Raw genomic sequence first — 12,272 nt, 5'->3', positions numbered from 1 at the left:
AATCGCGAATTTTTTTCCCTTCTCTCCCTCTTTTTGCAAAATTGGGATGCTCCCTACCATTTTGCTTTCTCATTTCAATGAATCACGCACTCATTTTGGTAAATCATGCAAGTAAAATGCCTAATTGCTTTCTTGAAAGGTTGGATCACTTTGTTTTTTCAGTAAATCATGCAAGCAAAATGCCTGATTGCTTTCTTAAAAAGCTTGATCACTTTCTCATTTCAGTAGTTCACATATTGAAACCACTAATAATTCTGTACAGCATAATATTAAAAAAAAGCCTAATCTAGGCAAACAGCATTAAAGTGTAGCCATGAGTACCCAAATCACGATTACTTTACCAGATGAGGTTTATCAACGTGCCGAACGCTTTGCGCGGTTGGCAAACCGAGATATTGCTAGTGTTTTAGCAGATACAATTCAACTGTCTATTCCACCTATCAGAGCAGATATTCTTGATCTTGAGCCTGTCTCTACCCTTTGTGATCAACAGGTGTTAGCACTGACAGAACTACAAATGGAATCAGAGCAAGATGCTCGCTTGAGTGAATTACTTGATCGCCAGCAAGCAGGTCTTCTAATTGAAGATGAGCGATTAGAGCTACAAACTCTTATGCAAATTTATCAGGAGGGATTGCTGCGAAAAGCTACCGCCCTCAGTGAGGCTGTTAAGCGTGGGCTAACTTTTGTTTATAACAACTCTTTACCACTCAATAGTTGGCGCCAATAGCGCTGTCGCGCATGGCTCCGCTAAGGCTCATCTCTACAAACTATTAGCCAAGCATCCTTCAAGAAGTTGGGGCTTGTTGTTCAGTTTTAAACCCCCACCCCATCAGCAACCACCGACACACAAGCATGAACCAAAGGTAACAACGGGCCTAATTGCTCTTGTCCATTCACAGCTAAATCACTGTGACACAAATAAACTCTCTCGGATACACGGGAAAGCAAATCTGCCAAAATCCGGCGTAGGCGTTGTTCTTCTGCCAATTGTTCATCTTCTGCTGTCCAAGGTTCGCCTAACCTGTTTCGCAGAAAGAAAGGCGCACCAAACAAAGTTGCTGCACCACCTTTAGCCCAGAGCGGTGAACTCGCATCTAACCAAAAATGCCAATGATGAGAACGCCGAATTGATCGATATTGGAAGATCGTAGCTAAAGTTACACCCTTGGCTGCTGTTCCCATCAGACGCATGGGGTAAGGATTAGCGGTGATTGTACCGCGCTGTAGTAATTGCATAAATTCGGCAATCGTATTTTGTGGTACTTCTCCCCCTAAGCGATCAGAGGGAATCTGCCGCAATCTGGTATCAATTTCCCAATAATGTTGAGCAGTTTCCAGTAATTCCCGCAAAGCTGCTAGTTGGTCGTAAGCGAGATTAGTACCATCCCACAAAAAGCGCTGAATTGCTCGGTCTAACAAAGAAATCGGACTCGGAATCAAACGTAATTCCTGTTGCGATCGCTGTTCTTCTAGCCACTTGACAATCTCGTTGTAGGCTGTAGTCGCTGCATAACCAAGTCTATCCCAACGATCAAAGGCTGTCACAGGTAACAAATTTGGGCGTTCTGGATGGGGTTGAAAACAGTAATCTGCAATTAAACCAGCGCGTACTGGATCGATAGTAGGAACAGATGCAAGAACACGGTGGCGATCTGACACAGGGAATTCATCAAAAATATTCTCCGCGTCTTCTGTAACCGCGTCTGCAAAAGCATCACCAGAAGCATTTCCCCTACTCAACATCACCAACATTTCTGCGACTGCATCCCGGTCTACCAAACGTCCTAATCCTGGATACACTAAAGCCAAAACAGTAAGTAAAGCCCGGATAATCGGAGAAGCAATCAGGGGACGTTGATCGTTGAGCGATTTTACTAAAATGCCTTGCTTAGTAAGAATTTCTGTGAGAGTATAGCGAGCGATCGCATCTAAACCGGGTGCAATCACTGCTACTTGCTCTGGTTCCACTAATCCTTGTTTAATTGCCTGTACAATCACTTCGGCTGTTTGTCGCAACAATTGAGCGCGCGATGTGGCTTGAATTGATTGCACCACTTCCGGTAAACTCAATAGCGTCATTGGTTCTGTAACAATTTCTACCATCGATGTTGTCAGTCTGTCAGCAAGACTACCATCAGGTGAGGCAGTTAAGGTTTCTTGCTGACAGTACTGTGCTAACTCTCGCATATAATTCGGGTCTGCTCCTAAACCCAGACGCACAATCCCATCAGGATTATAACTAAACGCTCCCACTGCTCCATCATTTAAGAGCAACTCAAATAGGTGGCGCGCCACAGGTGGGTAATCTTGCACATCATCTGCCAATATTCCCTGATAGCGTTGTGTTAGCCTTTGTTGGTAATGCGGATCGGTTAACAGATATTGACTATAAAGTTCTGTAATAATTCCGTAGGAAAGTAATCCTCTCTCCAAACACCAGTTACGCCAATCTAGCAGTAAAGCCGACAAAAATTCTGGTTCTAAATTGGTGTCACTGTCCTGTGGTGCGAGTGCGACTGCTAAAACCTTACCAATATCTTCTACTGGTGTACCACTATAAGCAGCCAATTGTAATAAGTCTAGGATGCGACGTACTAAACGGTACTCATTGGTGCCTGCACGGCGTAAAATCTCTTCATTGATGTAGGGACGCCACAGCCTAGTTGCTAATTCTTGCTCGGTTTCTGGACGCAATCTGACAGGAAATTGCGCCTTTAACTTTAAAGATTGCACCAATAAGGGCCAAAATAAAATTACCTCATCTTGAAAAAAGCCTAAAGGAGTTTTACAGCGTACAGGATATTTCCCTGTAGTTGCCATGACAATCTCATCTGCTAATTCTCGCCGATTATCGTCATTGGCAGCCAAAATCAAAACTGCTCCTTCTGTTCGATGAGGATACAGCCTTTTTGGTAGGCGATCGCTATTATTAAGTCTAGATTTTTTAGTATAAAATGATTCTTGATCATGATTTTCATCTTGCATCCAGCGAGCAAATTGTTCCACCAACCGAGCAGTTTTGCCACTGCGACTCATACCAACAATCCAAACAGAATGAGAAAACATAATCGTTTTCATGGGAATTTGTTAAGATACCTCGTACGTTAAATTAAGGTTAAAAATACCAAAACAGGCTGGATGATTGCCTAAGATGAATAACTCAGGTTTAGGTCAAAAAATATACTCTTTTCTGTGGACAGCATACGAGCGGTACTTGCGGACACCAGAACGCTCATTAAATAAAGCGTATGATGCTGCCCTCAAAATCCAAAAAATAGAAAATGAGCATTTTAATGGTAACAAAATAGACTCCAACTCAACGGCATATAGTAGCAGTGTTATTGATTATTTTGAATCAGATCTTAAAAAAGAATTAAAAATCATTAGGATGAGGCTAACAGAGTTTAGAGCCAGCCGTTATTTCTTAAATGAACCAAATCAAAAGGCAATCAGAAAACTAAGTATCGAGTCTCTTGAACCTTCAGTAATTTTAGAGAAGCTCAGATTTATTGATGGAGTCATCACAAAATACAATAACATTGACGAAGAAATTATCCCTCAAGATCGTGTTGCAAAACCCATAGATGTACCAGCAAAATCTATAGTGCTTCAACCAAAACAACCCGATATTCTCAGAAAAAAAATCGATAACGAACCACGGGGAAAAACCGATACAACAGGTGTATTACCGCGTTCAATATTTAATACTATTAATCGTCTCCAAGCAGAATTAGATCCGCAAGCAGAGCAGAATGTTGTTCAAAATTTCCGTACAGCCCAAAAAAGAACCATCATCTCAGTTAGATTTATATTATTATTAATCATCGTACCAATTCTGACTCATCAACTATCAAAAGCTTTTCTCGTTGGACCGATTATTGATCATATCAAGGAACCTGAACAAGCAGTTGTCTTCCTCAATGAAGAAATGGAAGAAGAAGCACTGCTAGAGTTGCAGAGATTTGAAGAAAAAATTAAATTTAAAAATCTGCTTAGTAATATTAGTCCACCAATAGAAGATATAGAAATAGAATTGAGGGAAAAAGCCGAAGAAATTGCCGGAGAATTTCGTCAAGAAAGTGCCAATGCTCTCAAAAATGTCTTTGCGGATATTTTATCTGTAATTGCATTCGTATTTCTTTTATTAATTAGTAAAAGAGAAATTGCTGTTCTGAAAGGTTTCTTTGATAATATTGTCTATGGTCTAAGTGATAGCGCCAAAGCATTTATCATCATTTTATTCACAGACATTTTTGTTGGCTTCCACTCTCCTCACGGTTGGGAAGTGATTCTAGAAGGTGTATCACGTCATTGGGGTTTACCAGCAAATCATGATTTTATCTTCTTATTTATTGCGACCTTTCCAGTAATCTTAGATACTATTTTCAAATATTGGATTTTCCGCTACTTAAATCGGATTTCACCTTCTGCGGTTGCGACCTATCGGAATATGAATGAGTAATTGTTGATTGTTTTTGATAGTTTAAAGTAGGTCTACGACCCTACTAACATTTACCATGAAAAAAAAACTTGTTGCTCTATGTCTTAGTCTCCCGGTTATACCATTAATTTTTTTTCTGCCCATAGAATCTTTAACTTATAGGGAACTCAGCCCACCAGAATGCCGACTAAAAAAGTGGGAACTACCAATTTCCTTTGAAATTTCTGATACACAACAAACCTCACCACTACCTTTGTTATCCTTGCAACGGCCTTTATTTCCTTGTTGCGAGGCTGATAAGTCTTGTCTAGATGAACAAATATGGGGTGAAAACGCTAAATCACCAGACAAAAAAGGACTATTAATGGCTGTTGATCGCAGTTTGCAATACTTGCAAACAAAATCTGCTGCTACTGCTTACCAAGGATATAAAGTACCTGGTATTACCCATCAACGCGTCATCAAAAGTTTGAGACGCTTCCGCCAAGTTTTATTAACATCCAAATCTGCTGCTGAATTAAATGCAGCGATCGCCAAGGAATTTGTTTTTTACCAATCTATTGGCAAAGACACTAAAGGTACAGTTTTATTCACCGCCTACTATGAACCACTTTACTCTGCTAGCCGCACTCCGACAGCAGAATATCGTTATCCAATTTATGGCTTACCTCCGGATTTAAAATCCTGGGTTAAACCTCATCCCACGCGCTTAGAACTAGAAGGAACAGATGGTTTAGAAGGTAAAAAAGGCAAACTACGGGGATTGGAATTATTTTGGTTTCGCGATCGCCTCGAACCATATATCATCCAAATTCAAGGTTCGGCGCGGTTGCAACTTCCTGATGGTAAACAAACAACAGTTGGCTACGCTGGTAATACAGCTTATGGATACAAAAGTATTGGTCGCGAACTAGCAAATGATGGCAAATTACCCTTAGAAGGTATGACTATGCCGAAAATCCTTGACTATTTTCAAAAATATCCCCAAGAGTTAAACGTTTATATTTCCCGTGATCCGAGCTTTGTATTTTTTCAAGAAAATCATGGTGCGCCAGCAACGGGTTCAATCAGTGTACCACTTGTCGCTGAACGTTCAATCGCTACAGATAAATCCCTCATGCCTCCCGGTGCTTTAGCCTTAATTCGTGCTAATTTTCCCTTTATAGAAACCAATGGCAAAATAGAACGTCGTATTGTGAGTCGTTACGTTCTCGATCAAGATACTGGAGGTGCAATTAAAGGAGCTGGTAGAGTAGATTATTTTTTGGGTACTGGTCAACAAGCAGGCGATCGCGCAGGTGTCACCGTTAGTAATGGACAACTATATTATTTGTTACTTAAACAGTAATCATGAGGAGTCTGGGGAGATGGTGAGACAGAAGGACACGGATAACTATATAGCGGTTCTCATTTGAATCAAATACAACGCCATGAACAATGTAGAGACGTTACATGTAACGTCTGGGCGCAGCGTATTGCACACAACCGAGAAGCGCTATATTTTGATTAATGACTAATGACTAATGAAGAGTTTTGCATAAATCGGAAATACCATCTCTTCAATTTGTGTATATAAGTATGTTCCTAATAACTGGGATTCACCATGAAAATCTCATCATAGGCTACATTGGTCGGTCAATCGGGAGTTGAAAGTGATCAAGATTATATTTGATGCTGACCTAATACTAGAAGCTTTAATGAATCGTAACGGTCTTGGAGAAGAGGTTAGTAAATTATTAGATAAAGTACATCCATTGATTCAGATGTACATCACAGATATCGGATGGCAAAAAATATACACTTATGCCAGTCGTTTACGAGATAACAAAGTAGCAGAAATAGTAGTAGATTGGTTAAAAGAAAAAATTAAAATTTGTCATGTAGATCAGACTGTTCTCCAACAAGCACGCACTTTAACCTTAGAGGATTTTGAATCTGCTGTTGAACTTTGCTGTGTTAGCTATGAAGAATTAGATGCAGTTGTCACCCATAAGCTCAGTGACTTTACTCAAGCTCCTCATAAATATTACGTTTGGTCAGTAGCAGAATTATGGGTACGCGTCAACTTAGAAACTCAACTACAAACAACCAGGTTTGGCTAATAAAAACTCCTGCTTCTTCCCCTTTGTCTCCCTTGTCTCCCTTGTCCCTCTTGCAGTCCCTAACTACTTCTGGGGAGACGATAACTGTAAGCGCTGTAATCGAATCGTTGCTTCTTCGATTTGCTTCTGCAACAAGGTCAGATTTGCTTCCATTGTTTTTTTGTGAACTTCTAATAATTCCGTTTCTTTACGCAGACGAGACATTCTCGTATTATGGTCTTCGGTTCGCCCTGGTTGGAAGATTACGCCAAGATAAATCGTGACGTTGGAAGCGTCTAAAGTATTCACACCTGCGGAAAGATTAAAGCCAAAGTCATTTTCAGTATTGACGTAGGCGTTGGGAACATAATTGAGAGGATAAATATTGGGATACTTAATCGTATTAGAGTTATTGTTATTCGAGGAAGTATTAGAGTTCGTTACAGGAATCTGTGGACTAGATTGTAATAATTGATTGAAAGATGAATCATTCCCCACAGTTGCTGATTGATTACTATTGGCTGTTTGGGAATACGCAGGGTAAAGACTTAAAGCTTCTAGAAGCAATACCACTAAAGAAGCAGAAATAAATTTTAAATAATTATTTAACACCAACAGTAGCAAGCCCTTAATCATCTTGTTAAGAATTTTTTTTAACTCAGTAAAGCGTGGCAGAAACAAAGAACAACTCAAGAATACGCCAAAATACTGACGTAATCAGGATTATTCTCTTCTGCTTTCTGCCTTTATGCAAGAGGCTTGCTATATTAATTTACTGTATAGTGCAAGTCGATTAAATGTGTGCGTGACTTCTATTTTTCAGCTGAGGGGGCGACAAAAAAGGCTAGGATGCAGATAGGATAAGCTCCATAGCCCTTAGACCTCGTTGATAGAAGGGGCGTTTATTGCGAGATAATTTCATTAAATCGGTAACTAAATCTTTACATTGTTCCATGAAATTAACCCAATGTTGACCATATAATCCGATATAAAAACTACTATGCCGCTTTTGTATACGCCCATATTCTTTCAAATTGCTACTACCTAATTTGGGTAATAATTCAAAGTATACTGGAAAGGCTCTCTTATCCCAAACGACACTTACCATAAATAAATTCACACCGGCCCAGTTTGTACGGTCAATTACTACATAAATTATTTTTTCACAGGTGAAGTTTGTTTCTAACCATGCGGTAACTATCGGAAACCAAGTCTTTTCAATTGTGAGATTTGGTAATGACAAAAATCTCTGTATTTTCTTTCTTCTGCTTTCAAATATAATTGGAATCGGTAGGACAGTGGCTAAAGTTTCTAACTTAACTTTTTTAATGGATTGCAACAAGGTAATCAAAATTTTGAGAAAGATGTAATCGGCAAGACTAAATTGACTTTTTAAGTGTGTTTGGTAGAATGTTGGGATCATTATCAATCTTATTGGTCTTATTGACAAAACTAGACCTATCTTTTCTTAGCACAAATTGCTACACACTTTATCTCATAAGATTTTCGGACTATTTGGTCGCCCCGTCAGATTTTTCAGCGTGTGCCTCTACTTTTTTGTCTAAACGCAACAGAGTATTAATTTGCCATGCATCACTATTTCTGAAGTTATAAATATGTACATTTGCAACTTTTGCGGAACCACTTTTTTTGTTGTTGAAGTACACAATAACCCAGCAATCTCAAATCAGCGTTTCACAGATTGTTGGCTTCGTTATGTCTTTGTTGGAGCTGATGTAGTAAATTTCGCTGTGCCAGGGGAATATATAGCATGACTCGTTTAGCAAGTCCTATTGAAAACATCAAAAATCACTATACAGTAGTAGTAATTGGTTCTGGGTATGGGGGAGGAATTGCGGCTTCACGGCTCGCCCGTGCTGGACAACAGGTGTGTGTTCTCGAAAGAGGTAAAGAGTTTCAACCTGGAGAATATCCCAATCAACCAAAAGAAGCAGTCAAAGAAATGCAGGTGGATTTACCGAATGGGAAACACATCGGTTCACCCACAGGTTTGTATGATTTTCATATTAATAAAGATATTAATGTTTTCGTAGGTTGTGGTCTGGGTGGCACATCACTAGTTAATGCTAACGTTTCTTTGCCAGCCGAACCCCGTGTTTTTGCAGATACCCGTTGGCCGAAAGGTTTGCGTGATGATGTAGATACTTTATTGGCAGATGGATATCGGCGTGCCGAAGAAATGCTCAAACCAACTCCATATCCACAAAATTTTCCACATATACACAAATTACAAGCCTTGGAGAAATCTGCTCAATACTTGAATGAGAAATTTTATAGACCACCCATTAACGTTACTTTTGAAGACGGGGTGAATCATGTCGGTGTAGAACAGAAAGCTTGTAATCTCTGTGGTGATTGCGTCTCTGGTTGTAATCATAAAGCCAAAAACACTGTACTCATGAATTATCTGCCCGATGCCAAGAATAACGGTGCAGAGATATATACGCAAGTATCAGTAAGTTATTTAGAACGACAAGAAAATCGTTGGTTGGTTCACTACCAATTAATGAACACAGGACAAGAGAAGTTCAACGCGCCAACAATGTTTATCAGTGCCGATATGGTAATTTTGGCGGCGGGTACACTAGGATCTACAGAAATTTTATTACGTTCTCAAGCCAAGGGTTTGCCTGTATCTAATCAGCTAGGACACTATTTTACAGGTAACGGTGATGTCTTGGCTTTTGGATACAACACCGAACAAGTAATTAATGGTGTTGGCTTTGGCGATCGCCCTGCGAGCAAACAGGAACCTGTAGGGCCTTGCATTACTGGTATTGTGGATATGCGTCAACAGCCCGTTTTAGACAACGGTATGGTGATCGAAGAAGGTTCCATTCCTGGCGCTATTGCTCCGATCTTGCCAAGTAGCTTTGCTGCTGCTGGTAAAATCTTGGGTGAAGATACTGATCAAGGTATAGGCGATCGCCTGCAAGAAAAACTCAGAGAAGCAGAAAGTTTAACTCACGGTGCTTATACAGGTGCAGTCCGCAACACCCAGACTTACTTAGTCATGACTCATGATGATGCAGCCGGACGGATGTATTTAGAAAATGATCGTCTTAGTATCGAATGGGAAGGTGTAGGTAAACAACCCATTTTTCAAAGAGTTAACGATCGCCTAGAAGAAGCAACCCGTCCTTTAGGTGGTACACAAATTCCTAACCCGATTTGGAGTAATGTTTTTGGTCACGACTTGATTAGCGTCCATCCTTTGGGTGGTTGTATTTTAGCAGAAGATGCCGAACATGGTGTAGTTAACCACAAAGGACAAGTGTTTTCTAGTCAACAGGGTACAGATATCTACGAGAATTTGTACGTTGCTGATGGTTCAGTAATACCTCGGACATTAGGGGTTAATCCACTACTAACTATTTCGGCTGTAGCTGAACGCTGTTGCGCTCTGATTGCCAAAGATCGAGGTTGGACAATTAACTACGATCTATCTTCTGTAATAGCGCCAACAAACTCCACACCCACAGCCAAAATTGGAATTCAGTTCACCGAAAAGATGCGTGGTTTCTTTTCTACCAAAGTCAAAGATGACTATCAAAAAGCAGCACAACAAGGTAAAAAAGATATCTCACCTCTAGAGTTTACCGTGACAGTCATTGCTGATGATTTAGAGTTACTGCTCAATGATCCTCAGCACCCTGCTAAAATCGTTGGTACAGTCACAGCCCCCGTAATTTCTTCAGATCCACTGACTGTAACCAAAGGTGATTTTAACTTATTTATAGAAGCAGAAGATCAGCCCAAAACCCGCAAAATGTGCTACAGCATGTACATGACCGCAGAAAACGGGCAAAGCTACTATTTTGAAGGCTTTAAGCAAATTCATGATGATCCAGGCTTTGATGTTTGGCCTGACACCACCACTCTCTACGTTACTGTTTATGAAGGTGACAACAACAAAAATCCTGTGATTGGTAAGGGTATTCTCAAAATTCAACCTGTAGATTTCATAAAGCAAATGACTACCCTGAAAGTCATTAACGCCAAAACTCGTTGGGAACAACTGCAAGCAATAGATCGCTTTAGTCGTTTCTTTGCTGGTACCTTAACTAAAATTTACGTTTAAGAAAATGTTAGTAGTTAGTGGTATTTAGTTCTTTGTTGGTTGTTGGTGGTTGTTAGTTCCAAACAACCACCAACAATCTAAAATCAACAACTAACTATTATGCAAATAGATTTTCATCATGGTGTAACTTATGTCGTCGCACGACTAGCCGGATTTGAACATCAAGCCGCTAGTATCATTGCATATTGCGCTCAATACGTAGATGATGCCACAAATGCCGGACTTATCCGCTTTGATAACGGCGCGTTGTTTAGCCGCATGAGTTCTGCACACAAAATGCTTGACTACCGTAACTTTAAGGAACTAGCAAATCATCGCGTTTGGATTCCCTTTCATTTTCTACCTGGAAATGGCGGAAAAAAAGTAGGAGAAAATCTTACAGGTAGCTTTATTGACAAGCTCATTTGTCGTCCCAACAGTTATATAGCTCAGGATATGGTCAGCGAATGCATTCGTCGCCGTGATTCTATCTATGGACTGCATCGCTTAGGGATTACAATGCATGTATATGTAGATACTTGGGCGCACCAGGGTTTTGCGGGTGTCAATCATCGAGTTAATGAAGCTAAAAAGCTGGTTGATGAATATGGTAATCCCGATCGCAGTTTGATGGATCGTCTAAAAAACTACTGTGTTAGTGAAGCTTTACCCCTCGGACACGGTGCAGTTCTGAGTCATCCAGACAAACCTTACTTACGTTGGGGTTACACCAATGGACGAGGCGAGAAAATTTCCAGAGACAATCCTAAAGATTTTCTAGAAGCAGCAGAGCATATGTGTAAAGCTATGCAGCGTTATATAGCAGGTAATCCAGACGCAGATGTACTAGGGCTGCCAGAATCTGATCGGGATACAATAGCTTTTATGCTCGAAAATCTTACGGTCAACAAAAGTCATTTTAGACACAAAGAATGGTTGCAGGCGATCGCTCAAGGTAAATTTAGCTTTGGTAAAGAATATGTCACCTATATTCCCAAAGGCAAAAATTCTTGGAAATACCAAGCCCTTGGTACAGAACAAGATATAGACCGAGGTAACGAGATTTTTTCCTATCACACCACCTTTCTAGCCAGCGATTGGAAACTATTTCACGATGCTTTACAAGCACATCACTTTTATATTATCCACGAATTATTACCTATGTATAGTATTTGTGTAGCATGATACTTGAAGATAATGAAGGTGTAGAAAGATGGGGAGAATAACTAATGACCGAAGAAAGGCAGAAGGCAGAAGGCAGAGGGCAGAAGGCAGAAGGCTTAAGTAAAATTTAATACCTTTTTTTAGTCCGATGCATTCTGCCCGAAAGGTTTCAAGAAAGCGAATTTATTCGTGGAGAAGATAATAATATTTGGAGCGAGATGCGTAGTACGAAATACAATACGTCATTGTTAGAAACCCCTAAATTTATTTATGGGGTTCCCTTCTGCCTTCTGCCTTCGTACTTTTGCCTTATCATAATTGACCATTGACTAACCACTAACAATTTCTGGAAATCACTATTTATCAATTGTAGGTAAAAGAGCATATATAGGATTTCTATTTGATTTGTGCAAAGCTGGGTACACTTTTTGTTCCCTATTCCTTGTCTTCACCTATTGCCGCAAGGAGGCTCCCACTGTACCTGAAAGGTCAGTGGTGAGAG

Annotated in this window: 8 protein-coding genes and 1 pseudogene; 6 read left to right on the top strand and 3 right to left on the bottom strand. The window is 40.1% G+C overall.

Annotated elements, in window-relative coordinates:
* The first annotated feature begins 313 nt into the window (after positions 1-313).
* The gene (locus AC5JMK_RS06325; protein ID WP_495909673.1) at positions 314-730 is read left to right on the top strand and encodes a hypothetical protein; all 417 of its coding nucleotides are present in this window, start codon (positions 314-316) and stop codon (positions 728-730) included.
* Positions 731-816: 86 nt separating this feature from the next.
* Here AC5JMK_RS06325 and AC5JMK_RS06320 read toward each other — a convergent pair whose 3' ends face one another.
* A complete protein-coding gene (locus tag AC5JMK_RS06320; RefSeq protein WP_495909674.1) occupies positions 817-3,069 on the bottom strand; it encodes a recombinase family protein in 2,253 nt (750 codons plus the stop codon).
* Between the two features lie 85 nt (positions 3,070-3,154).
* Here AC5JMK_RS06320 and AC5JMK_RS06315 point away from each other — a divergent pair, with 85 nt between their 5' ends.
* The 3 genes from AC5JMK_RS06315 (at position 3,155) to AC5JMK_RS06305 (ending at position 6,546) form a co-directional block, all read left to right on the top strand.
* The gene (locus tag AC5JMK_RS06315) at positions 3,155-4,465 is read left to right on the top strand and encodes a proton extrusion protein PcxA (RefSeq protein ID WP_096676208.1); all 1,311 of its coding nucleotides are present in this window, start codon (positions 3,155-3,157) and stop codon (positions 4,463-4,465) included.
* 55 nt (positions 4,466-4,520) lie between these two features.
* Entirely contained in the window at positions 4,521-5,792 is a 1,272-nt protein-coding gene (mltA, locus tag AC5JMK_RS06310) for a murein transglycosylase A (RefSeq protein WP_096676207.1), read from the top strand.
* Between the two features lie 304 nt (positions 5,793-6,096).
* Positions 6,097-6,546 (top strand): PIN domain-containing protein, encoded by a 450-nt coding sequence (locus AC5JMK_RS06305; RefSeq protein WP_096676206.1) that lies wholly within the window; start codon positions 6,097-6,099, stop codon positions 6,544-6,546.
* A gap of 63 nt (positions 6,547-6,609) precedes the next feature.
* Here the strand turns inward: AC5JMK_RS06305 and AC5JMK_RS06300 are convergent, their stop codons facing one another.
* Entirely contained in the window at positions 6,610-7,161 is a 552-nt protein-coding gene (locus AC5JMK_RS06300) for a hypothetical protein (protein ID WP_096676205.1), read from the bottom strand.
* A gap of 367 nt (positions 7,162-7,528) precedes the next feature.
* Positions 7,529-7,948: pseudogene (locus AC5JMK_RS06295) on the bottom strand (IS4 family transposase); the annotation flags it as partial.
* Positions 7,949-8,296: 348 nt separating this feature from the next.
* Between AC5JMK_RS06295 and AC5JMK_RS06290 the strand changes: the two are divergent.
* Together AC5JMK_RS06290 and AC5JMK_RS06285 are read left to right on the top strand one after the other, a co-directional pair.
* On the top strand, positions 8,297-10,627 hold the full coding sequence (locus tag AC5JMK_RS06290; protein WP_096676203.1) for a GMC family oxidoreductase N-terminal domain-containing protein: 2,331 nt from the start codon (positions 8,297-8,299) through the stop codon (positions 10,625-10,627).
* 99 nt (positions 10,628-10,726) lie between these two features.
* Positions 10,727-11,791: a DUF6765 family protein gene (locus AC5JMK_RS06285; RefSeq protein ID WP_096676202.1), complete on the top strand. Its 1,065-nt coding sequence runs from the start codon at positions 10,727-10,729 to the stop codon at positions 11,789-11,791.
* The last annotated feature ends 481 nt before the right edge of the window (positions 11,792-12,272 follow it).

Source organism: Pelatocladus sp., assembly GCF_059505505.1.
This window is presented reverse-complemented; position numbering and strand designations above follow the sequence as displayed.

What these genes read in the sequence shown, in the direction of transcription:
- AC5JMK_RS06285 (WP_096676202.1), top strand. Translation starts at nt 10,727, where the DNA reads ATGCAAATAGATTTTCATCATGGTGTAACTTATGTCGTCGCACGACTA.
- AC5JMK_RS06320 (WP_495909674.1), bottom strand. Translation starts at nt 3,069, where the DNA reads ATGTTTTCTCATTCTGTTTGGATTGTTGGTATGAGTCGCAGTGGCAAA.
- AC5JMK_RS06290 (WP_096676203.1), top strand. Translation starts at nt 8,297, where the DNA reads ATGACTCGTTTAGCAAGTCCTATTGAAAACATCAAAAATCACTATACA.
- AC5JMK_RS06315 (WP_096676208.1), top strand. Translation starts at nt 3,155, where the DNA reads ATGAATAACTCAGGTTTAGGTCAAAAAATATACTCTTTTCTGTGGACA.
- mltA (WP_096676207.1), top strand. Translation starts at nt 4,521, where the DNA reads ATGAAAAAAAAACTTGTTGCTCTATGTCTTAGTCTCCCGGTTATACCA.
- AC5JMK_RS06325 (WP_495909673.1), top strand. Translation starts at nt 314, where the DNA reads ATGAGTACCCAAATCACGATTACTTTACCAGATGAGGTTTATCAACGT.
- AC5JMK_RS06300 (WP_096676205.1), bottom strand. Translation starts at nt 7,161, where the DNA reads ATGATTAAGGGCTTGCTACTGTTGGTGTTAAATAATTATTTAAAATTT.